We start from the raw sequence: 20,244 nt of genomic DNA on the forward strand, positions 1-20,244 counted from the left end.
CCCGATTGGTGAGGGCTGATAATCAGTGGGGGATGAACAAAACCCCTCACTGATTAAAGTTTCACTTTATATTTCAACGTTACAATAACTCTTTACATTTAGCAAATTGATAGTTACTATTACAATAGTGACTAAAGGGGAGGCTACTAGTATGGATTTTTATTTAGACCCATCTATATTAATTATTTTGATTGTTTTTGGGTTTGTGGCTGCATTTATTGATTCAGTTGTAGGTGGTGGTGGATTGATTGCCTTACCAGCTTTATTATTTACAGGGCTGAATCCAGCAAGTGCAGTAGCGACTAATAAACTAGCATCAACAATGGGGAGTGCAACTAGTAATATTGTGTTTTATCGTTCTGGTAATCTTGATTTGAAATCGGCTTTTAAATTATTTCCAATCACTTTCATAGGCTCTATAGTAGGTGCATGGACCGTTCATTTAATGAACCCAGAAGTACTGAAGCCATTGATGTTGGTAATGCTTGGTGCAGTCGCTATTTATACGATATTTAAAAAGGATTGGGGTAGTATTTCTACTCATAAGAAATTATCTGGTCGACACGTCATTATTTTTACCTTTTTTATTTTTGCTATTGGTTTTTATGATGGATTTCTAGGTCCTGGCACAGGTTCGTTTTTAATGTTCGCTCTTTTATTTATTGGGTATGATTTTTTAAAAGCAGCAGGTAATGCGAAGTTTCTTAATTTAGGAAGTAATGTTGGTGCATTGTTGATATTTATGTATGTGGGGCAAGTAAACTATGCATATGGTTTTATAATGGGGATTGCTCAAATTGCTGGAGGAGTCGTTGGCTCTAAGTTTGCTATAAAAAAAGGAAGTGGGTATGTTCGTGCTCTTTTCATTACAGTAACTTGTTTATTGTTAGCGAAAAATCTGTATGACTTTATTCAGTAAGTAATCAAAGAACGTAGAAAAGGTCAAATATGTAAACTACATCAAGTATAAGAAGATACTAAGGAGAAATTCCTTTTAACATTTTTTCGATGCTACCTTGTTTGAAGATAGCATCGAAAAAGAAAATCTAAGTGAAGAGCATGAAAATAATATAAACTCATATTTTTCTAGGGTATGTTTATTGATCATAGTGAAATGTTTACTCTATATTCTTCTTATAATTAGGACTCAACAAACTCTTAAAATCCACCTCAGCAATCAAAACACTCACTAATATAAGTGTCGCCCCTAAGTATCCTTTCCCAGTAAGTGTTTCACCAGTGAAAACGAAAGCAAAGCCTGCGGAAAAGACAGGTTCTAATGAAAAGATAAGTCCGGTATGTGTAGGCGTCGTGTATTGCTGGGCGATTACTTGCACGATGAAAGCGATTGCGGTGCAAAATATGCTTAAGGCTAGGATGATGAGCCATGAGTTGGTTGTGCTAGGCAGTTTTGGCGTTTCGATAATGAATGAAAAAATAAGACTAAATAGGCCGACGAAACCGAGTTGTATGACTCCAAGTGCAATGGAGTTCACATGTTTTGTTACGCTACCAGTAATGATGACGTGAATGGCATAAAATAAGGCAGACAATATGCAAAATATATCGCCATTACCGATCTTGAATTCGCTCGTTAATGTTAATAAGCCGATTCCTATTATCGTTAAAAAGATTCCTACTATCACTTTCTTTTCCGGAATGTGTTTTAAAAATATAGCTGATAATATCGGAATGAAAATGACTGTGAGACATAGTAAGAAACCAGCATTAGAAACACTCGTATACTTTGTGCCGAATGTCGCGAAAATGTAAACGATAAATAAAACAGAAGCGAGTATAAATGCATATTTTACCGTTTTAAAATCGATTTTGAATAAATGTTTGTAAAATATTAAACCTGATAAAAGAAAGGCAATAATAAATCGTAATGCGATTAAATTGTATTCTTCTATGCCTTCGAGTCCAAACTTTGTAAGTAAGATGGATGCACCCCAAAAGAATGTAACTAGTAGTAGCCCTAAATCCGCTTTTAATTGTAGTTTCATTTCTATTCCCTCGTTATGTATAAATTTTAGAATCCCATACCCCTATCCCCATTTTTATTTTAATATTAATTCTGAATATTTGTAACTTAAATTTATCGACGTTTTACTCCATAAGAAAAAGGCTACTGTATAATCCGGTCCAATCGGTGCATACAATAGCCTCTTTTCGTTTAAAAGTTCCGATTTAATAATAATCCAAGCTGCTCTGCGACAACCTCCGGCGGATCAGGAAGTCCCTTCATGAAGTATGTTTCTACGACTCCTACGCTAGCGTATCCGAAGAATGTAATAATCATGTCTTCACTAAATCCTTTGTTTACACCTTCTTTAATATCTATGTCATCTTTTATTTGTTCGATGATGTAGTCGAAGAAGTGTTTGCGGAAAGCGGAAGCTCCTTTTCCTGCTAGCATTGTTGAAAAGAAGAAGTAGTGCTGTTCCATGTTTTCGAACCAGGCGATGCATGCTTCTCTAAAGCTTAGCTGCGAAAGTGGGGGTGATTCTTTAGAAAATCGTTTACGTTTCCCACTGGCAGTTGTTCGTGAAATTCAAGCTGTAAGTCCTCACTCTGCTATTTATTTAAAAGGTAATTATGGAATTGTGCAGTATCAATTTATTTGTTTTATTAAATTAATTACTAGGGAAAGAATGAACCACCATTTATATCTATTTAGTTTATGAAAATGGTATAATTTTCATAAATTAAGGAGGTGGTTAAGAAATGAAGAAATTTAAAAAGTTAATGACATTAAAAGAGCATATAGTAATTTGGATTTTTGTTATTGCTTTATCTATAGTAATGCTGATAATTCAGTATTATAGAACTGGACTAACAGAAGGCTTCTGGCTTTCATTAATTCCAAGCATTATAATTGATAGCTTATTTATCCTTATTGGGTCTTATTTTATTACTTACTTATTGCAAAAGAATGAAGAGAAGAGAGCGAAAAATAAAGTATATAAAATGCTAGGGAAAAGATATGAGAAAATGGTGATGGAATTAGCTAAAGACTATATTAATTTCATAACAAAAAAACCATGTGAAACAAAAGGGGACATCAACAATATTGAGGATGTTAAAGAACAGGTCTTAAATTTACATACCAATATAAAAACTCATGTGAAATCCAATTTTTTAAGTGAAAATGTAAAGGTATTAGAATTTGATTCTACAGTACAAACAAATAACATTTTGGAAATGTTCAAAGAGGTTGGATGGACTGTCCAAACATATACAAAGTATTTCAAAGTTAAAAATTCTAAGGATATGGACTCATTTATAACAAAATACATATCAGTAATTCCTGAGGATTTAAGAGAAAGATTATTTAAAGTAGAAGATACTTTGCAATCAGGGGTTTTTACCACTCCTATGGACTTTAATGTCCCTTTAAATACTACTAATGCTATATTTTCACCTGAAGAATTTGCTTTGATTTTTAAAGAATTAGGGGAGGATATTTATTTTTTACTGACCTACTTTGAGGAAATTCAAGAGGCAGAGAATGCTTCAAAAAAGTTTAAAGGTGGTCTATTCCACCTTTTTACAGCTGAAAATTTTATATTAAGTTTATTGTGGTTAATGTTAATTTACATAACGACTGATTTTGTATTTAAAGGTAGATAGATGCGATGGTGCGAGTTGGGAAAGATGGATATTCCCATTCGATTATTGAAAGTTCGGATTTGAAGAAAGTTGGTATGTAGTATGTACAAAAAAACGCCTATTTCATATAGGCGTTTTTTTTGATGGGGAAGTTATTCCTCTTCAAACTGAAAAATCTCCCGATTAATAAGTTGGTGGAGATACCTGTCCATTTCAGCCGCAGAAACGCTTCTTTCATTTTTAAACCACCATGCGCTTAATGAGGTGATTGCCCCTGAATAAAATTCAATGATTAAATCATTTGGCATCGTATGATTTTTGCAAAGTTGATTTAACGCTTCTATTTCTTGTTTTCTCGTTTCGTGACTTAAATACTGTGTCCGGCTAAGAAATTGTTCATCAGACATTTGCGTCTCTAATATTTTACCGATTTCTTCATGGTGTAGAAATTGTTCCATTACTTGAAATGGTTTACTTAATCGATCTGAAACCGGTATTCCCGCAATCATCTTGCTGTATCGTTTAAATCCAAATGCTAATAAAGCATCTTTATCTTCAAAGTGTTTATAAAAGGTTGTTCGGTGTACCATTGCACGATCACAAATTTGGTTAATCGTGATGGTACTATATTTCTGTTTTGATTGCGTCATTAATTCAAATAAGGAATCCCACAGTAATTTGTGTGTACGTCTAATACGTAAATCAAGTTGTTTTTCACTATCGTTCATCTACAATTCTCCTTTTTTGTAGATTAAATATACAGTGGCTGAAAATTGATTCTCCCTTTTTAATCTACATATGTATATTATATTACATGTGTTCCGGTTTATTTAAAGCTTTTTAAGTAAGAAACAGGAGGAGAATTTGCAAATGAATATGACAACTAAGAGCCCTGCAAGTGGCAAAGTTGATACTTCTAATATGAAACATACCCCCATTTTAATTGCATTACTTTTAGGGGTAATGGTTGCATTATTAAACGAAACATTACTTGGTAATGCGTTAACTGTATTAATGAAAGAATTTGACGTAACAGCTTCAACGATTCAATGGCTTTCTACAGCTTACATGTTGGTAGTTGGGGTTTTAGTCCCAATTACAGCGTTACTTCAGCAATGGCTCACAACGAGACAAATGTTTTTGATCGCTATGGTAACGTTTTTAGCTGGTACATTAATTGCGGGATTCGCACCGAAATTTTCCATTTTATTAGTTGGCCGTATCGTCCAAGCTGTAGCGACGGGATTAATTACACCGTTATTAATGAATACGATTTTAATTATTTGTCCGCCTGAAAAACGGGGTGCGACAATGGGATTAATCGCACTTGTGATGATGGCAGCTCCAGCAATTGGACCTACATTATCTGGAGTAATCGTAGACTCACTCAATTGGCGCTGGTTATTCTACATTGTTATTCCGATCGTGATCATTTCAATTATGATTGGGATGAAGTACATTCAAAATGTTTCAGAGTTAACAAGGCCAAAAGTAGATTATCCATCTATCCTTTTATCGACATTAGGATTTGGTGGGCTTGTGTATAGCTTTAGTGCATCAGGTGATTTAGGATGGTCTGATGGGAAAGTGTATGGCACTTTACTTGTTGGGCTTATCTCATTATGTATGTTTGTCGTTCGACAATTGAAAATTGAGAATCCAATTTTAGAATTACGCGCATTTAAAGTTCCGATGTTTACAATATCAGTTGGATTAATTGTCATTGTGATGATGTCGTTATTTTCAACGATGACTTTATTACCGATGTTCCTGCAAACAGTTTTACTCGTTACAGCTTTTAAATCAGGAATCATCATGCTTCCGGGAAGTGTTATTAGCGCCATAATGGGACCAATCGCAGGTAAACTATTTGATAAATTTAGTCCGAAAGTTATTATCGTTCCCGGTATCGTGTTAGTAGGGATAGCAATGTTCTTATTTAAAGGCATTACTCCTGATACATCAATAGTACAAATTATTGTCATGCATAGCGTATTAATGGTTGGACTTATGTTTGTCATGACAGCACAAACATACGGTTTAAATCAATTAACACCAGATTTATATCCGCACGGAACAGCACTATTTAGTACGTTGCAACAAGTAGCTGGCGCAATTGGTACAGCTATCTTTATTTCGAAAATGTCTTCAGGAACAACTAGCTATATGGAAAGCTCCGCAAATCCACTGGACCCAGTGGAGAAGTTGAACGGTTTAACATCAGGATTCCAAGGTGCGTTTACACTAGGATTAATCTTTATCATTGTTGCGTTTATCGTATCGTTGTTTTTAAAAGAAGAGAAAGAGGGAGTAGAAGTAAAGGGGATTTTACAGAACGAAAATTAAGGTTTATATAAAAAAGACATCTTTTCTAGGAAAGGTGTCTTTTTACATGTCTTTTGTAACATCATACCGTAGCAACTGCCCCTGATCATAAAACCTCTCAAAAATAAGCCCCATTACATAAAAGAACACTAAACCGAAACTAACATGAATAAGTGTAAAGGTAGTGCCAAATGAAGAAAATTCATACACGAGAATTGGCAATTTCGCAGTTGTCCAAACGCCTAAGAAAAATACGATGTACCGAATGCTTGCGCCTTTATTTAATAGGAGTGCTGCAATTGGGAAGGCAACGTAGAGAGGACCAGCTGCAATGCCGCCTAATAATAGAGAGAGTAAGATTCCGTATATGCCGGATTTTTCGCCCATATATTTCATGAGCGTTTCTTTCTTCACCCATTGATCAAGTAATCCTACAAATAGTAGGACAGGCGGGAGTAGAAACAGCATATCTAAAATGCTATTTCCTGTTAATTGTAATGCGCTCCATCCTAAAGATTGATTTATAAAAGTTAATACAAAGAGCCCCAGTAGTAAGATGAAAAAGAAACGGTATCTTTTTAGTTCTTTCATACCATCACCACCCAAATGATATAGGAGAATAGGAGGGACATGAGTAATGCAGACGCATTACGTGCGTAAGCAAAGCTTCGTCCGAATATTTTTTGTTCCATCGGTAAGGTTGTAATTCCTACTGACATAAGTGTAGACATAAGTGCCGCAACTTGAGGAAGGCCTGCGCCATGTTGGACTAATGTATTGCCAAGTGGAAATACGACGAAGCTTGGAATAAGTGCAACGGAGCCGAGTAGCGCTGAATAAACAATGCCGAGAACTCCAGATTGCTCCCCAATAATAGAAGAGATGAAAGACGGTGTTAATATAGAAAGCGATAAGCCAACGAAAAGCATGATGGAAAGCATCGCAGGTAGAAGATTGCGAAACATTTTCCACGACTTCATTAGAGCTCTTTTCGTTTTATTGCGGTCCTTCATAAAAGAAATCCCCGTAAGAATAATGGCTAAAGTGTAAAGAATCACGCCATTAATCATGGTCGGAATCCTTTAAGTCCTTATATTTGCCCAGGAAAAAGGATAAGTTCTTCATTTTTTCTTCAATATCCATTTGGAAATCTGCCAATTGTTCCTTTCCAGCAGGCGTAATTTTGTACATCTTTCTCGGTTTGTCTTGATGATCTGTACTTACGTAAGATTCAATCGCACCTTCGTTTTCTAACTTTTTTAGCGTACGATATAAAATGGCGCTATCGATTGGATTAACTGGAAGTTCTTCCTCGCACTTTTGCAATAATTGCCCGCCATAGTTATCTCCTTCAGCTAGAAATAACAAAAGAAATGCACCTGTATGTCTTCCTGTATGTTTCATGGATATACCTCCTTGAATGAATTAGAATTAATACTGTTAATGACAGTATACTGTTGTTAACAGTATATGGTGCATGAAGTGCTATGTCAATTTTAAAATGTGAGAATTTCGAGGGGAATTAAAATCATACGATTTCCTTATGACAGTAACTATTAACGTTGATAAACTACCAATGAGAAGGGTTGTACATCAAAAAACACAAAAAAAGACACTCTCAAGAGTGCCTCTCCTTAGCAGCCGAATCCGCCGCCCCAACAACTAGCTCCTACGATGATTAATAAGATAAAGAGCACAACAAGTAAAGCAAATCCGCCGCCGAAACCACAGCCTCCACCACAACTACCGCCATATCCCATATTAACTCCTCCTTCCATATAGACCATTTAATTAATGGATTTAATTTACTTTATGTTTTTACGGATAAACTTGAGCAGGTCCTTTTGAAAAATAAAAAGTGCTTAGATTTTAAAAGAGTTGACGACCTTATTTTTGTCACGGGTATTATGCTGATGACATATTGTATTTTATTCTGTGTATTGGGGGAAGGAGGATCTTTATGGCCAATTCTGAAATGATTTTACGATTACTTACGGATTTAAAGATTGAACAGCAAGCTTTAAAAGAGCAGTTGGAAAAAATACAAACAGCTGTGACTACTCTTGAAGAAAAATCAGCGATTGTGGAAGAGAAACCAGCGACTATTGAAGAAAAACCAGCTGTTGCTGCTGCAAAGCAAAGAGCTCATTCTGGACACCCGACATCTTTTCGTGCTTGGAGAGCATCTGCTCAAAAGAATTCATAAAAATATAAGAAAAGAAGACATCGATTACGATGTCTTCTTTTGCTTGTACAATCCAAATGAGTTAAGAAGGTATATCCATATTGCTTTAAAAATAAGAAGAAAATAACGATTGTCGACTCCTTTTTTAGTATAGCATGTAATAATAAAGATTTTTTATGTAATGTTGCATATATATAGATTATGTGATGTTAATCTTATATATTTTAGTTGTCTGTTATTTGTTTTCATTCATTTACTTATATTATTTTTTGAGCGCCCCATTGATGGGGCCTTTTTTTATAATTGTTTTAAGGTGGAAACCCCTGAAGCATTATGAGGGGTTTCATGACTAGGAAAAAGATTATTGGTGCTTAATGAGATGAAGACCCGGATGTTGTATCTGAATTTCTTCTAAATGGATTACTATTTATTTTTAAGCTGTTCCCCATAAATGATAAACCATGCCGATAACAAAAAATGCTAGTCCTACAAACAAAACGGTTAAAGCAAGCATTCCGTTTTTATTATGTTCCATACAGTCAGCTCCTTTTTTATTTACATATAAAAAAGCCTTTAGTCGTAATTATGGCTAAAGGTTTTGGTCTTCATACTTTGTAGTTTATAAAAAAGTTGCACTTCTGTATTAATTTGGAATATGATTGTTTAAAGAGTAGGTGATGAGTACATGCAGGAAAGAAAACAATTCCCGCTTATATCTGGAAATCTCTCATTAGATTTAGTGAATACAGAGTTAGTTAGGCGTGGACAACGTTATGATTTATTAATAACAGATGAAGATGTATTAGAATGGCTACATGTAATAAAGGTTAATCTTCCTTTCTGGAATGAAAAAACACTTATAGGGATTCAAAAGCGAATGAATCAAGTTACATCTAGCATACTGGAGCTAAGAGAATTACTGAGAAAACAGTTTGAGGCAATTGCGGATCAGCACGAAATTTCTGATGATTTTATTACGTATTTAGAAAAACAAATTGAGAAGGCACCATTTACATATAAAGTTATTGAACAGAGTTTAGTACCTATTCCAGTTGGAAAAATTGAGGATGTAATTGTATCGTTAATTGCATTTGATGCTTTAACGTTAATAGCAGAAAATGAGCTTATTTCTCTTAAAAGATGTTCAAACCCTGACTGTGTTTTATTATTTATAGATAAAAGTGGAAAGCGAAAATGGTGTTCTATGAAAATATGTGGGAACCGAAAAAAGGTAGCAAAATTTCAGGTTCGAAAGTCTGAAGAAGTTTAGGGAATCAACTTATAACAGTTGATTCTTTTTTTTCTGCGTCTTTAAACTAACCTCTAGAATCAACATTGACTGGTTAGTTAGTTCGGGATATAATTATTGGTAAATAAAGGAGGAGAATGATGAGTAATATAACAGCAGCTAAGCAGAAAGAGGATCAAACAATAAGTGTACGATATTTTGCAAAAATGAAAGGGAAAGGAAGAAGTCCATTACAAGTAAATATAAAGGACTCTTTAACGGGATTATTGGGGGGATTTTTAACGATTCTCACCTTAACATATTTAACGAGTATAACTTCTACAGAATTACTAATGGCTCCATTTGGAGCGAGTTGTGTATTAGCGTTTGGAGTTTGGAATGCACCGCTATCTCAGCCGCGTAATATTATTGGAGGACATTTGATTTCAACTTTCATTGGTCTATCAATATATCATTTGTTTGGAAATGAATATTGGACAATTGCTTTAGCAGTTGGTATGTCGATTGCTATTATGATGTTAACAAGAACAACGCATCCTCCGGCAGGGGCTGATCCCATTGTCGTTATTTTAGGAGCATACGGTTGGAGTTATTTAGTAACACCGGTTTTAGTTGGTTCCCTTGTTATTGTAGTTATTGCTTTATTTATTAATAATATGAGTAGTAAAAGGAGCTATCCAACTTTTTGGATATAGTTTGTAAAGTGAAAAACAATATAAGTAATTATATTATTTTTACTATGTTTCATTTTTTATATAGAAAAAGCCTTTAGTCGTAATTACGACCAAAGGCTTTTATTCTCATGCTTTTTAGTTTACAAAGAAAAGACACCCATATAAGAGTGTCTTTCCGATAGTTTGTTTAGCAGAAGCAAGAAGCTCCAACGATGATTAATAAAATAAATAATACAACTAATAGTGCAAATCCTCCAGAAAAACCGCAGCTTCCGCCGCAACTACCACCAAATCCCATAATAGTTCCTCCTTTAATAAGAGGGGAAAACAAAGGGTCACTCATGTTTTTTAACGGATTCTATTTACTTTATGTTTGACGTATGAATATGAGCAGGTCCTTTTGAAAATAAAAAAGACACCTTGAGGTGCCTTTTGTCCCATGTATTTCATTCATATTCGTTAGTATAAAATTCTTTTATTAGTTTTATTTCATTTGTATCTGGGTTAAATTTAAATATTTTAATTTGATTAGATTCGTCTTTATAGGCAAATGTATTATCGCCAACTTGGGTCATATTGCTCGTGTTTACGATAGGATCACTACCGTGATCAGTGATTTCCACAGTTTTCTCACGATCCCAAAACGCAATGACAATGATCAAGATAATAAGGCATATACGTATGTTACGTAGTTCTCTCGATACAGTATTCTCCATTCGATATTCTCCTTTGTTGTTTAATAGATTTTGTTTATAAAAGAGATAATTCTTATGAAAATAAATAAAAAAGACACTGTAAAGTGTCTTTTTTATTTGAGTTATGCGCATTGCTTAATAAGACGCTAGTTCCTCAGTTTGAATATGAGTAACTATGTAGGGTAGTTTCATTATAACATTTTAACCATTACTGGGTCTATATGGAATTTTATTAATGATTATGTTTGATTATTCAGGATGATAAACATGGTGAAATATGTAAGTTATATACGGTAATTGTAAAATATAATGATGTACATAACTAGTCTTGTAATGAATGTAAGCAACAGCTGATTGATTGTTAGTATTTTCTTTGTAAAAAAATATTCAATAATTTATCATTGCAACCGCTTACTCTTTGTGTATAATAAAGGTAAGTTAATAAGTAAAAGGATTGTTACTGTTCGGCAGGCAAAACCTAAATTGATCTAGAGGCTACGGGTGTAGTGTGGCTTTTGGAATCAGTTTAGGTTTTTTTATTACCTTTTGTGACTTTAAGAAGAAGAAGGCGGAACAATATGAGAATCCATAAAATCTTAAATAACAATGTTGTTTGTACGATGAAGGATAACGAGACAGAAGTTGTACTTATGGGCAGAGGTTTGGGATTTCAGAAAAAAGTCGGCGATGCCATTGATGAATCTAAGGTAGAAAAGACCTTTGTGCTAGAAACAAGAGAATTATCAGAGAAACTTGCTAGGTTGCTAACTGAAATTCCTGTAGAAAATTTAGAGATTACAGAGAGAATTATTCAGTTTGCTAAGAACGCTTTGCCGGGGACTTTAAGTGATTATATTTATCTTACATTAACGGATCACTTAAGTTTCGCCTTAACTCGGCATAAAGAAGGAATGGATCTTAAAAATACTTTGCTTTGGGAGATTAAGAGGTTCTATCAGAAAGAGTTTGAAATTGGTCTACAAGCTTTGAACATAATTGAAGAAGAGACTGGGCTTAGACTTTCTGAAGATGAAGCAGGGTCAATTGCACTACATTTCGTTAATGCGCAGCAAGGAGAGCCGGCGATGCAACAAACGGTAGCGATGACGAAAATCGTCCAAGATATTTTAAATGTTGTAAAGTACCACTATAAGATGAACTTAGATGAGAATTCATTTAATTATAGTCGTTTTGTAACGCATTTACGATATTTTGCGCAGCGTTTAATGCAGAAGGAATTGAACTCGGCCGATGATGATTTTTTATACGAGCAAGTGAAAAGTAAGTATGAAGAGGCATATTGTTGTACAGAAAAAATTGAAGCGTATTTACGAAAAGCACATAATAGTCATCTTTCAAAAGATGAAAAAGTGTATGTAACGTTGCACATTCATCGTGTAACGAAACGCAATGAATTATGTAATTGAATAAACGGGATTGTTACTGTTTGGCAGGCAAAACCTAAATTGACTTGTAATGGAGTGATTCGTATGTATCACGCCGTTACGGTTAGTTTAGGTTTTTTCTTTTATAAAAATAACAAATGGGATGATTGTAGGGAGGGAAAGTTACTATGAAGTATGAAAAATTAGCAAAAGACATACTGAAACATGTTGGCGGGAGAGAAAATATACATAGCGTTGTACATTGTATAACTCGTTTACGATTTCAGTTAAAAGATGAGGGGAAAGCAAATACAGAAGTACTGAAAAACATGGAAGATGTTGTGACTGTTATGAAAAGCGGCGGACAATATCAAGTTGTAATTGGTAACCATGTATCCGACGTATACAAAGCGGTTATTGCTGCTGGAGGGTTTCAAGAAGCTGAGGAAGAAAATACGAGTGAGAAGAAAAAGAGTAGTCTTATAGATATTCTTTCTAGCATTTTCACTCCTATTTTAGGAGTGTTAGCTGCAACTGGGATGATTAAAGGATTTAATGCATTATTTGTAGCGTTAGGCTGGTTAAGTACACAGTCAGGAACGTATCAAATATTAAATGCAGTTGGCGATTCGTTATTTTATTTCTTCCCGATCTTCCTTGGATATACAGCAAGTAAGAAATTCGGGGGATCACCATTCATCGGTATGGCAATTGGGGGAGCGTTAGTCTATCCGGCTTTATCCGGTTTAAAAGCAAGTGAGCCATTATATACGTTATTTGCAGGAACGATATTTGAATCACCAATTCATATTACGTTTTTAGGAATACCAGTTATTTTAATGAACTATGCATCATCTGTTATTCCAATTATTCTCGCTGCTTATTTTGGAGCGAAAGTAGAACATTCTTTAAAGAAAGTTATTCCAGATGTTGTGAAAACATTTTTATTACCATTCTTCACATTATTAATCGTTGTACCAGTTACATTTCTCGTTATTGGTCCAATTGCGACGTGGGCAGGGCAGTTTTTAGGACAGGCGACGCTTTGGGTTTATCATGCAAGCCCATTAGTAGCGGGTGCTTTACTCGGTGCTTTCTGGCAAGTACTTGTCATATTTGGCCTTCATTGGGGCGTTGTTCCGATTGGCTATAACAATTTAGCAGTAAACGGTGTTGATCCGATATTAGCACTTATATTTGCTGCCTCATTTGCTCAAATTGGTGCTGTGCTTGGCGTTTGGATTAAAACGAAAGACAAGAAATTAAAAACACTTAGCATTCCAGCTTTTATTTCAGGTATTTTCGGTGTTACAGAGCCAGCAATTTATGGTATTACACTTCCGCTAAAAAAGCCGTTTATTATGAGCTGTATTGCTGGAGGAATTGGCGGCGCAATACTTGGCGTATTTGGTACACAAGCTTATATGACAGGTGGACTTGGTATATTTACGCTTCCTACATTCATTAGTCCGAAAGATGGGATTACAGCTGGATTTTGGGGCGCAATTGTTTCAATGATTGTTTCTTTAGTAGTAGGTTTTATTCTAACTTACTTATTTGGTTTTACGAAAAAGAAAACATCTACAGAAACAGAGGAAACAAGTAATAAAATTGCTGCATCAAACGATGATGAAGTAATCTTTAGTCCTTTCCATGGCGCCGTTATGCCGCTTCAAAATATTGAAGATGCTGCATTTGCATCAGGTGCGCTAGGTGAAGGAGTTGCGATTGAGCCTTCAGAAGGAAAGTTGTTTTCACCAGTTTCAGGTACGATTGCTGCGCTTTTCCCGACGAATCATGCAGTAGGAATTACGGCGGATTCAGGTGCTGAAATTTTAATCCATATTGGGATGGATACTGTGAAATTAAATGGTGAATTTTTCTCTTCTCATATTGAACAAGGAGCGAGAGTAGAAAAAGGGCAATTACTTATTGAGTTTAATATAGCTGAAATTCAAAAGGCGGGTTATATTGTGACAACACCAGTTGTTGTTACAAATTATGATAAATATAGCATCAAAAAAACCGAAATAGAAAAGATTCAAGCAGGAGATTCCTTACTAAAGTTAGGAGTTAAATAGTAGTTACATTTCATACAGGTTCAAACGAAGAAAGGTATTCTTTAAAACTTACAATATCTTTCCTCGTTCATTCTTATATAAAGGAGTTTTTCTATATGTCTAAAGTTAATTTTCCAAAAGGATTTTTATGGGGTGGAGCAACTGCAGCCAATCAAGTTGAAGGCGCATATGTAGAAGATGGAAAAGGATTAACGACGGTTGATCTATTACCAACTGGTGAAAATCGTTGGGATATTATGAAAGGAAATATTCATTCCTTTACGCCCGTAGAAGGAGAGTTTTACCCGTCACACGAAGCGATTGATTTTTATCATCGATATAAAGAAGATATCGCTCTTTTTGCAGAAATGGGATTTAAAGCGTTACGTGTATCGATTGCGTGGACGCGTATTTTCCCAAGTGGTGAAGATGAAAAGCCAAATGAAGCAGGATTACAGTTTTATGATAATTTGTTTGATGAACTGTTAAAGCACGGTATTGAACCAGTCGTTACGATGGCTCACTTCGATGTGCCTGTTCATTTAGTAGAAAAGTATGGAAGCTGGAGAAGTAGAAAGCTTGTAAACTTCTTCGAGACGTACGCAAAAACTATTTTTAATAGATATAAAGATAAAGTGAAATATTGGATGACGTTTAATGAAATTAATATGCTTTTACATTTACCTTTCATGGGAGCAGGTCTAGCATTTAAAGAAGGTGATAATAAAAAACAAATTCAATATCAAGCAGCGCATCACCAACTTGTCGCAAGTGCGTTAGCTGTAAAAGCGTGTCATGAAATCATTCCAGATGCAAAAATCGGTTGTATGCTTGCGGCAGGTGCAACGTATCCGTACACATGTAATCCCGACGACGTACTTCGTGCGATGGAACAAGACCGTGAATCATTCTTCTTCATTGATGTACAAGCAAGAGGAGCATATCCTGGATACGCAAGACGATTCTTTAAAGATAACAATGTAACAATTGAAATGGAAAAAGAAGACGAGGAAATTTTAAAAGAGCATACAGTTGATTATATTGGCTTTAGCTACTATTCAAGCCGAGCAACAAGTACAGATCCAGAAGTGTTAAAAAGTATAACGAGCGGGAATGTATTCGGTTCTGTTGAAAATCCATATCTTGAAAAATCAGAGTGGGGATGGACAATTGATCCGAAAGGCTTCCGTATTACAGCGAACCAACTGTACGATCGTTACCAAAAACCTTTATTTGTCGTTGAAAATGGTCTCGGCGCAATCGATCAATTAAATGGTGAAGACGAAGTGAATGATGAATACCGTATTGATTACTTGCAAAAACATATGATTGAAATGTCCGAAGCAATCCAAGATGGAGTAGATATTATCGGTTATACAAGCTGGGGCCCGATTGATCTTGTAAGTGCTTCTACTGGAGAAATGAAAAAACGTTACGGATATATATACGTTGATAAAGATAATGAAGGAAAAGGTTCATTAAAAAGATCGAAGAAGAAAAGCTTCGATTGGTATAAGGAAGTAATTAAGACGAATGGTGAGAGTTTGGAGTCTTAAGTATGAAAAGGAGGCATCTTAATTGATGTCTTCTTTTTTTCATTGTGAATGATAAAGCGACATTTCCCTTTACACAAACATAAAGGTGTAATATAGTTTAGTTAAGTGAACTAAACTATTAGATAAGATGAAAGAGCAGCATAATTGGAGGAAGAACACTATGACTAGATCATATAAAGAAGTAATTAATGAAATGAATCGAGCCTACACGGAACTCTACATTTTACTATTTCAAGATTTAAAGGATGAGTTCGGTCTTACTGGGAAGCAAGAGAGCATGTTATTTCATATTAATTTAAATGAAAATACGACAGCGAATAACATTGCGAGTACTTTTAATATAACGAAAAGTGCGGTGAGCCAAGTTTTATCGAAATTGGAAAAGCAACAGATGATTTCAAAACAAGTTAATCCGAATAATAAAAGGGAGTATTTCCTTACGATCGGTCCAAATGGTAGTAAATATATCGAAAGATTGTCCGAGTTAGATGATGTATTGATTGAGAAATATTTCTCGAAAATTGATATCGGAGCTTTGCAGCAAATGACTGATACGTTAACGAAAATAAATAAAGTGATATTGGAAGAAAAACAGAAGGAACTTGAGTCTAATGAGTAAGAAGCAAGTTGAAGCAATTAGTAGAAAGGAGGAGAAGCGTGTGATGAGTTACATACCAAATATGATTACGATAGCAAATTTTGTGTGTGGGCTTTTGGCTATTCACGCTGTTTTCGTTCACGATATGTATGGTGCAGTTATGTTCATTATTACAGGTATGGTCTTTGACCTGTTTGATGGCATGGTCGCTCGAAAACTTGATGCTGTTTCGGAAATAGGCGGAGAGCTAGACTCATTTGCAGATTTAGTGACCTTCGGTGTGGCACCATCTATTCTTGCCTATAGTGTCGCTTTAAAAGATTTGCAGTCTATCGGGATGATATGTGCACTCGCGTATAGTATTTGCGGAATGCTGCGGCTTGCGAGATTTAATACAGTACAAAGCAAACTCCCAACATTTATCGGAATGCCCATTCCATTTGCGGCAATGTGCCTCCTCATTTTATGCCTCCTAAATAACCCAGTTTCCGTGGCATTTGGCACATGCGTACTCGCTTATTTAATGGTGAGCAAAATCAAATTCCCCCATTTTAAAAAAGATATATCGGAAAGCTTGAAGTCCGAAAGATGGGATTAATAGGAAAGATAAGGAGCATAACATGATTCGTATGGCATTAAGATCATTCAACATACAAATATATTGTTTGCTAGGCGTGATGTTATTGGGATGGTTGATGACACCTTTTTCAGCCCAGTTTGTAGGGATAAGCATTGGCCTTTTAGTGAGTATGTACTGCGCCTGGATTTTAGGAAGGCGTATCGAAAAGTTCGGAAATAGCATCGTAAAAAAAGAAAAAGCACCAATGCTCGGCATGATGAATCGATTTGCAGCCGCCATACTCGGTGCGATTATTATGTATGAAATTGAACACCGTGAGTACATGTGGACATTTACAGCTGGAATTATGGGTGGGTATTTCTTAATTATTATTAATTTAGGGTATTACAATATGAGGGATGCGAAGGAATAAAGTGCTGTGTAAATCACTAATTTGGATGTGAAAACTTTCCTTTATAGAGAGCTTTTTATTACAAAGAAAAGACACCCATATAAGAGTGTCTTTTCCGATAGTTTTTTAGCAGAAGCAAGAAGCTCCAACAATGATCAATAAAATAAACAATACAACTAGTAAAGCAAAGCCGCCGCCACAACCACTACTACAACTACCACCAAATCCCATAATAGTTCCTCCTTTAATAAGAGGGGAAAACAAGGGGTCACTCATGTATTTTAATGGATTCAACTTACTTTATGTTTTTTACACAATAATTGAGCAGGTCCTTTTGAAAATAAAGAAAAGACACCCTAAGGTGCCTTTCTCCGACTTGAACCATCTTAATTTTAATAATATTGGACTCCCGTCCGAATATTATTTTACCATGTTAAGTTGTTTTTGGAAATGTTCCATATCGATAATTGCAATAAACGGTTTAGTTTTGGAATTATGTATCTGTCTAAACGTTGAAATTAATAAGGGAACGATATACTTGAGGGTTTTTATGAGTGATTACAATCATACCATTAAAAAGAACCCCATAAATGATAAACCATTCCACTAACAAAAAACACTAATCCTAAAAACAAAACAATTAAAGCAAGTACTCCATTTTGATTATGTTCCATAAAATTAGCTCCTTTTAGAATTATTTTTATCCCGCTTTAATGGGCAGTAAGACCCCCACCTCAAAATTCAGCGAAAGCAAAGAAGTTAGGTGGGGGATCAACTGCTCATAAAAGTCCGATTGGTGAGGGCTGATTAAAGTTTCACTTTATATACAAAAAAGCCTTTAGTCGTAATTATGGCTAAAGGCTTTGAGCATTATACTTTTTAGTTAATAAAATCTTATAAGAAGAATTTATAATGTTTTTTATCGAATTTGGAACTGAAAATGTACTAGCTTGATAATGAAGCCTGGCTATTAGAATTGAAAAATTTTAGTTTTATTATAATTAATAGAAATGAGAGTAGTGTGAATATAAATCCGCTCCAAATAAGCTGATGAATACCTAAGTTTGAAATGAACCAGCCTCCAAAAGTGGTTCCTAAAGTAATTCCGAGATTTGAGAACGAAACGAATAGACTGTTACCAAATTCAGGTGCTTCTTTAGCTTCACTTATTAACCATGTTTGACCAACAATTAATCCACCAGCATGTACGATTCCCCAAATGAATACTATAAAAATCATTGGAACAAGGTAGGAACCTAAATAATAAACCAATATGTAAACAATAGAATATAGAATAGGGAATGATATTACAGTGTTTATTATGCTTTTTTGCAGGAGACCTCCAAATAAATGATTACCTAAAATCATAACTATACCAAATATGAATAGCATGATACTGATGAGAGATCCATTCATGGAAGTTACTTTTGCAAGGTACTCAGCGAAGTAGCTGTATACGGAAAACATGGCTGCAAAAAGGAATGTGACGGTTAAAATATTTAACCATAATCCTGGTTTGCCGAGTATACGAATTTGTTTGCCGAAAGACATTTTTTCTTTAACAGGCATAGAAGGAAGTAGGAGTAGTATTCCAATGAATGCAACAGTGTTAACGAATGCTCCGAATAAGAAAGCGATTTCGAGTGAAAATTGGTCTGCAAGGTAAGAGGTTAGTGGTACACCTAAAGCAAAACCAACAGTAATTCCCATGAAAACTTTTGTAACTGCTTGACCGCTCTTTTCTGGAGGGACAAGTTTAGCAGCTGTTACAAGAGCGATTGAAAAGAAGAGTGGATGAAGCGCTGCCGGTAAAATACGAAAAACAAGCATGATTTCAAATTGTGTTGTATAAGCGTAGATTAAATTTGAAATAACAAATATAAAAATTGCTGTTAATAAAATTATTTTGCGATTCATACTAGAGACGAGCAGAATTAAAAATGGACCAGAAATAGCAACAACTAGTGCAAATATACTTACTAAAAATCCAGCTTGTGTAGTTGAAATTCCGAATTTTTCAGTGATTTGTGGTAATACGCCGACAATACCCATCTCGGTAGTAATAATTCCGAACACACCTATTGCGAGTGTCAGAATAAGTAAAGGATTTACTTTTTTCATTTATAAAACTCTCCATTCGTATCAGTATTTTGAAAGTAAATTCATTAACAAAGAAGCATTATTATAAGCATGATTGGATGCCAATATTATCAGGAGTATGTAATCTTAAATACAATAACAGATATCTAAATAACTAGATATGATATATTAAAAAAAATTCTCCTTTCGATGTTTCTTGCTTTTATAGGCAGTGCAATTTATAAAAAGTAATTGAATACCTGTAAAAAAGCAGAATGTGTGAAAGCTAATAATCAATTAGTATGCTGATTGATTATTAGCTTTCATTTTATAATTCGTTTTGGACGTATTCAGAAAACTCTCGTATTGTTTTTTCATTTCGACGATAGTAGGTCCATTTTCCAATTCGGTCAGACTCTAGTAAGCCTGCTTTTTTCATAGTTAATAAATAACTAGAAATAACCGATTGAGCTAAGCCAGTTTTAAGCTGGATATCTCCTACACATACGCCAACTTGAAAGTTAAGGTCTTGTTCTAGATAAGGTTTTTCGTCGAAATGGTTTTCTGGATTTTTTAACCATGATAAAATTTGACATCTTGTTTCATTTGACAATGCTTTATAAATTAATAAAGGTTCCATAAGGATATTATATCTACTTTTATAGATTTGTAAATGGGTTTTAGTGATTTTAAGGGGAGAAGGTATATGTAGATTCTTTTAAATCTGAATGAGATGCTCTAGTAATAGGGCTTGTTTTTTCTTCGTTTGCTGTTATATAGTATGTTTGTCAACGGCAAGAAGTAGCAGGACAATAATATTAAATTGGCTGCCATTCGCAGGAATTTAAATTCATC

General features: G+C 34.8%; 25 protein-coding genes and 1 pseudogene. 14 read left to right on the forward strand and 12 right to left on the reverse strand.

Features of this window, described 5'->3' with window-relative positions:
* Positions 1–151: 151 nt before the first annotated feature.
* Positions 152–919, forward strand: a complete 768-nt coding sequence (locus tag ABH961_RS00150) for a TSUP family transporter (RefSeq protein ID WP_098080473.1) — start codon at positions 152–154, stop codon at positions 917–919.
* A 199-nt stretch (positions 920–1,118) separates the two neighbouring features.
* Here ABH961_RS00150 and ABH961_RS00155 read toward each other — a convergent pair whose 3' ends face one another.
* Positions 1,119–2,006 carry a DMT family transporter gene (locus tag ABH961_RS00155; protein ID WP_098080471.1) on the reverse strand — a complete coding sequence of 296 codons (888 nt, stop codon included), beginning with the start codon at positions 2,004–2,006 and terminating at the stop codon, positions 1,119–1,121.
* Positions 2,007–2,176: 170 nt separating this feature from the next.
* On the reverse strand, positions 2,177–2,449 hold the full coding sequence (locus tag ABH961_RS00160; protein WP_255258505.1) for a TetR-like C-terminal domain-containing protein: 273 nt from the start codon (positions 2,447–2,449) through the stop codon (positions 2,177–2,179).
* On the opposite strand from ABH961_RS00160, the gene ABH961_RS00165 reads away from it, so the two are divergent.
* From ABH961_RS00165 to ABH961_RS00175, 3 genes and pseudogenes are all read left to right on the forward strand, one after another.
* On the forward strand, positions 2,448–2,687 hold the full coding sequence (locus ABH961_RS00165; RefSeq protein WP_098080469.1) for a hypothetical protein: 240 nt from the start codon (positions 2,448–2,450) through the stop codon (positions 2,685–2,687). The two genes, ABH961_RS00160 and ABH961_RS00165, sit on opposite strands and share 2 nt — an antisense overlap.
* Before the next feature lie 40 nt (positions 2,688–2,727).
* Complete coding sequence (locus ABH961_RS00170; protein WP_098080467.1) at positions 2,728–3,633, forward strand: hypothetical protein; 906 nt, start codon at positions 2,728–2,730, stop codon at positions 3,631–3,633.
* 2 nt (positions 3,634–3,635) lie between these two features.
* Positions 3,636–3,713: pseudogene (locus tag ABH961_RS00175) on the forward strand (epimerase); the annotation flags it as partial.
* Positions 3,714–3,764: 51 nt separating this feature from the next.
* Here ABH961_RS00175 and ABH961_RS00180 read toward each other — a convergent pair.
* A complete protein-coding gene (locus tag ABH961_RS00180; RefSeq protein ID WP_098068721.1) occupies positions 3,765–4,340 on the reverse strand; it encodes a TetR/AcrR family transcriptional regulator in 576 nt (191 codons plus the stop codon).
* 142 nt (positions 4,341–4,482) lie between these two features.
* Between ABH961_RS00180 and ABH961_RS00185 the strand changes: the two genes are divergently transcribed.
* Positions 4,483–5,958 carry an MDR family MFS transporter gene (locus tag ABH961_RS00185; RefSeq protein ID WP_098080465.1) on the forward strand — a complete coding sequence of 492 codons (1,476 nt, stop codon included), beginning with the start codon at positions 4,483–4,485 and terminating at the stop codon, positions 5,956–5,958.
* A 42-nt stretch (positions 5,959–6,000) separates the two neighbouring features.
* Here the strand turns inward: ABH961_RS00185 and ABH961_RS00190 are convergent, their stop codons facing one another.
* The 4 genes from ABH961_RS00190 to ABH961_RS00205 all read right to left on the reverse strand — a co-directional run bounded on the left by ABH961_RS00190 (position 6,001) and on the right by ABH961_RS00205 (position 7,697).
* A complete protein-coding gene (locus ABH961_RS00190; protein ID WP_141520090.1) occupies positions 6,001–6,528 on the reverse strand; it encodes a permease in 528 nt (175 codons plus the stop codon).
* Entirely contained in the window at positions 6,525–7,007 is a 483-nt protein-coding gene (locus tag ABH961_RS00195) for a hypothetical protein (protein WP_098080460.1), read from the reverse strand. The genes ABH961_RS00190 and ABH961_RS00195 overlap by 4 nt, the downstream gene beginning before the upstream one ends.
* Positions 7,000–7,341 carry a PadR family transcriptional regulator gene (locus tag ABH961_RS00200; RefSeq protein ID WP_098080458.1) on the reverse strand — a complete coding sequence of 114 codons (342 nt, stop codon included), beginning with the start codon at positions 7,339–7,341 and terminating at the stop codon, positions 7,000–7,002. Before ABH961_RS00200 ends, ABH961_RS00195 begins: the two co-directional genes overlap by 8 nt.
* Positions 7,342–7,571: 230 nt before the next feature.
* Positions 7,572–7,697: a YjcZ family sporulation protein gene (locus tag ABH961_RS00205; protein ID WP_000540377.1), complete on the reverse strand. Its 126-nt coding sequence runs from the start codon at positions 7,695–7,697 to the stop codon at positions 7,572–7,574.
* Positions 7,698–7,897: 200 nt separating this feature from the next.
* Between ABH961_RS00205 and ABH961_RS00210 the strand changes: the two genes are divergently transcribed.
* The 3 genes from ABH961_RS00210 (at position 7,898) to ABH961_RS00220 (ending at position 10,066) form a co-directional block, all read left to right on the forward strand.
* Entirely contained in the window at positions 7,898–8,143 is a 246-nt protein-coding gene (locus tag ABH961_RS00210; RefSeq protein WP_141520089.1) for a hypothetical protein, read from the forward strand.
* A 664-nt stretch (positions 8,144–8,807) separates the two neighbouring features.
* Positions 8,808–9,392 carry a CGNR zinc finger domain-containing protein gene (locus ABH961_RS00215; protein WP_098080454.1) on the forward strand — a complete coding sequence of 195 codons (585 nt, stop codon included), beginning with the start codon at positions 8,808–8,810 and terminating at the stop codon, positions 9,390–9,392.
* Between the two features lie 119 nt (positions 9,393–9,511).
* On the forward strand, positions 9,512–10,066 hold the full coding sequence (locus ABH961_RS00220) for an HPP family protein (RefSeq protein ID WP_098080452.1): 555 nt from the start codon (positions 9,512–9,514) through the stop codon (positions 10,064–10,066).
* A gap of 166 nt (positions 10,067–10,232) precedes the next feature.
* Here ABH961_RS00220 and ABH961_RS00225 read toward each other — a convergent pair whose 3' ends face one another.
* Both ABH961_RS00225 and ABH961_RS00230 read right to left on the reverse strand, forming a co-directional pair.
* Positions 10,233–10,343 carry a YjcZ family sporulation protein gene (locus tag ABH961_RS00225; RefSeq protein WP_000505686.1) on the reverse strand — a complete coding sequence of 37 codons (111 nt, stop codon included), beginning with the start codon at positions 10,341–10,343 and terminating at the stop codon, positions 10,233–10,235.
* Between the two features lie 148 nt (positions 10,344–10,491).
* The gene (locus ABH961_RS00230) at positions 10,492–10,761 is read right to left on the reverse strand and encodes a YmzC family protein (protein ID WP_016089072.1); all 270 of its coding nucleotides are present in this window, start codon (positions 10,759–10,761) and stop codon (positions 10,492–10,494) included.
* 557 nt (positions 10,762–11,318) lie between these two features.
* On the opposite strand from ABH961_RS00230, the gene licT reads away from it, so the two are divergent.
* The 6 genes from licT to ABH961_RS00260 all read left to right on the forward strand — a co-directional run bounded on the left by licT (position 11,319) and on the right by ABH961_RS00260 (position 17,331).
* Entirely contained in the window at positions 11,319–12,167 is an 849-nt protein-coding gene (gene licT, locus ABH961_RS00235; RefSeq protein WP_098080450.1) for a BglG family transcription antiterminator LicT, read from the forward strand.
* Between the two features lie 146 nt (positions 12,168–12,313).
* A complete protein-coding gene (locus ABH961_RS00240; RefSeq protein ID WP_098080448.1) occupies positions 12,314–14,206 on the forward strand; it encodes a beta-glucoside-specific PTS transporter subunit IIABC in 1,893 nt (630 codons plus the stop codon).
* A gap of 95 nt (positions 14,207–14,301) precedes the next feature.
* A complete protein-coding gene (locus ABH961_RS00245) occupies positions 14,302–15,741 on the forward strand; it encodes a 6-phospho-beta-glucosidase (RefSeq protein WP_098080446.1) in 1,440 nt (479 codons plus the stop codon).
* A 160-nt stretch (positions 15,742–15,901) separates the two neighbouring features.
* The gene (locus ABH961_RS00250) at positions 15,902–16,360 is read left to right on the forward strand and encodes a MarR family winged helix-turn-helix transcriptional regulator (protein ID WP_098080444.1); all 459 of its coding nucleotides are present in this window, start codon (positions 15,902–15,904) and stop codon (positions 16,358–16,360) included.
* The gene (gene pssA / locus ABH961_RS00255; protein WP_141520088.1) at positions 16,353–16,937 is read left to right on the forward strand and encodes a CDP-diacylglycerol--serine O-phosphatidyltransferase; all 585 of its coding nucleotides are present in this window, start codon (positions 16,353–16,355) and stop codon (positions 16,935–16,937) included. The genes ABH961_RS00250 and pssA overlap by 8 nt, the downstream gene beginning before the upstream one ends.
* A 22-nt stretch (positions 16,938–16,959) precedes the next feature.
* Positions 16,960–17,331 carry an ATP synthase subunit I gene (locus ABH961_RS00260; RefSeq protein ID WP_098080442.1) on the forward strand — a complete coding sequence of 124 codons (372 nt, stop codon included), beginning with the start codon at positions 16,960–16,962 and terminating at the stop codon, positions 17,329–17,331.
* A gap of 105 nt (positions 17,332–17,436) precedes the next feature.
* On the opposite strand, the gene ABH961_RS00265 is transcribed toward ABH961_RS00260, so the two are convergent.
* The 3 genes from ABH961_RS00265 to ABH961_RS00275 form a co-directional block, all read right to left on the reverse strand.
* Complete coding sequence (locus tag ABH961_RS00265) at positions 17,437–17,541, reverse strand: YjcZ family sporulation protein (protein WP_000505689.1); 105 nt, start codon at positions 17,539–17,541, stop codon at positions 17,437–17,439.
* 714 nt (positions 17,542–18,255) lie between these two features.
* Positions 18,256–19,431 carry an MFS transporter gene (locus ABH961_RS00270; RefSeq protein WP_098075975.1) on the reverse strand — a complete coding sequence of 392 codons (1,176 nt, stop codon included), beginning with the start codon at positions 19,429–19,431 and terminating at the stop codon, positions 18,256–18,258.
* Positions 19,432–19,717: 286 nt separating this feature from the next.
* Positions 19,718–20,029: an ArsR/SmtB family transcription factor gene (locus tag ABH961_RS00275; protein ID WP_000433539.1), complete on the reverse strand. Its 312-nt coding sequence runs from the start codon at positions 20,027–20,029 to the stop codon at positions 19,718–19,720.
* Positions 20,030–20,244: the final 215 nt, after the last annotated feature.

The organism is Bacillus sp. RC251, assembly GCF_044908765.1.
GTDB lineage: Bacteria > Bacillota > Bacilli > Bacillales > Bacillaceae_G > Bacillus_A > Bacillus_A wiedmannii.

Bases quoted from the DNA above. Each gene is read 5' to 3' on its own strand.
- ABH961_RS00150 (WP_098080473.1), top strand. From the start codon at position 152: ATGGATTTTTATTTAGACCCATCTATATTAATTATTTTGATTGTTTTT.
- ABH961_RS00155 (WP_098080471.1), bottom strand. From the start codon at position 2,006: ATGAAACTACAATTAAAAGCGGATTTAGGGCTACTACTAGTTACATTC.
- ABH961_RS00165 (WP_098080469.1), top strand. From the start codon at position 2,448: ATGTTTTCGAACCAGGCGATGCATGCTTCTCTAAAGCTTAGCTGCGAA.
- ABH961_RS00160 (WP_255258505.1), bottom strand. From the start codon at position 2,449: ATGGAACAGCACTACTTCTTCTTTTCAACAATGCTAGCAGGAAAAGGA.
- ABH961_RS00170 (WP_098080467.1), top strand. From the start codon at position 2,728: ATGAAGAAATTTAAAAAGTTAATGACATTAAAAGAGCATATAGTAATT.
- ABH961_RS00180 (WP_098068721.1), bottom strand. From the start codon at position 4,340: ATGAACGATAGTGAAAAACAACTTGATTTACGTATTAGACGTACACAC.
- ABH961_RS00185 (WP_098080465.1), top strand. From the start codon at position 4,483: ATGAATATGACAACTAAGAGCCCTGCAAGTGGCAAAGTTGATACTTCT.
- ABH961_RS00190 (WP_141520090.1), bottom strand. From the start codon at position 6,528: ATGAAAGAACTAAAAAGATACCGTTTCTTTTTCATCTTACTACTGGGG.
- ABH961_RS00195 (WP_098080460.1), bottom strand. From the start codon at position 7,007: ATGATTAATGGCGTGATTCTTTACACTTTAGCCATTATTCTTACGGGG.
- ABH961_RS00200 (WP_098080458.1), bottom strand. From the start codon at position 7,341: ATGAAACATACAGGAAGACATACAGGTGCATTTCTTTTGTTATTTCTA.
- ABH961_RS00205 (WP_000540377.1), bottom strand. From the start codon at position 7,697: ATGGGATATGGCGGTAGTTGTGGTGGAGGCTGTGGTTTCGGCGGCGGA.
- ABH961_RS00210 (WP_141520089.1), top strand. From the start codon at position 7,898: ATGGCCAATTCTGAAATGATTTTACGATTACTTACGGATTTAAAGATT.
- ABH961_RS00215 (WP_098080454.1), top strand. From the start codon at position 8,808: ATGCAGGAAAGAAAACAATTCCCGCTTATATCTGGAAATCTCTCATTA.
- ABH961_RS00220 (WP_098080452.1), top strand. From the start codon at position 9,512: ATGAGTAATATAACAGCAGCTAAGCAGAAAGAGGATCAAACAATAAGT.
- ABH961_RS00225 (WP_000505686.1), bottom strand. From the start codon at position 10,343: ATGGGATTTGGTGGTAGTTGCGGCGGAAGCTGCGGTTTTTCTGGAGGA.
- ABH961_RS00230 (WP_016089072.1), bottom strand. From the start codon at position 10,761: ATGGAGAATACTGTATCGAGAGAACTACGTAACATACGTATATGCCTT.
- licT (WP_098080450.1), top strand. From the start codon at position 11,319: ATGAGAATCCATAAAATCTTAAATAACAATGTTGTTTGTACGATGAAG.
- ABH961_RS00240 (WP_098080448.1), top strand. From the start codon at position 12,314: ATGAAGTATGAAAAATTAGCAAAAGACATACTGAAACATGTTGGCGGG.
- ABH961_RS00245 (WP_098080446.1), top strand. From the start codon at position 14,302: ATGTCTAAAGTTAATTTTCCAAAAGGATTTTTATGGGGTGGAGCAACT.
- ABH961_RS00250 (WP_098080444.1), top strand. From the start codon at position 15,902: ATGACTAGATCATATAAAGAAGTAATTAATGAAATGAATCGAGCCTAC.
- pssA (WP_141520088.1), top strand. From the start codon at position 16,353: ATGAGTAAGAAGCAAGTTGAAGCAATTAGTAGAAAGGAGGAGAAGCGT.
- ABH961_RS00260 (WP_098080442.1), top strand. From the start codon at position 16,960: ATGATTCGTATGGCATTAAGATCATTCAACATACAAATATATTGTTTG.
- ABH961_RS00265 (WP_000505689.1), bottom strand. From the start codon at position 17,541: ATGGGATTTGGTGGTAGTTGTAGTAGTGGTTGTGGCGGCGGCTTTGCT.
- ABH961_RS00270 (WP_098075975.1), bottom strand. From the start codon at position 19,431: ATGAAAAAAGTAAATCCTTTACTTATTCTGACACTCGCAATAGGTGTG.
- ABH961_RS00275 (WP_000433539.1), bottom strand. From the start codon at position 20,029: ATGGAACCTTTATTAATTTATAAAGCATTGTCAAATGAAACAAGATGT.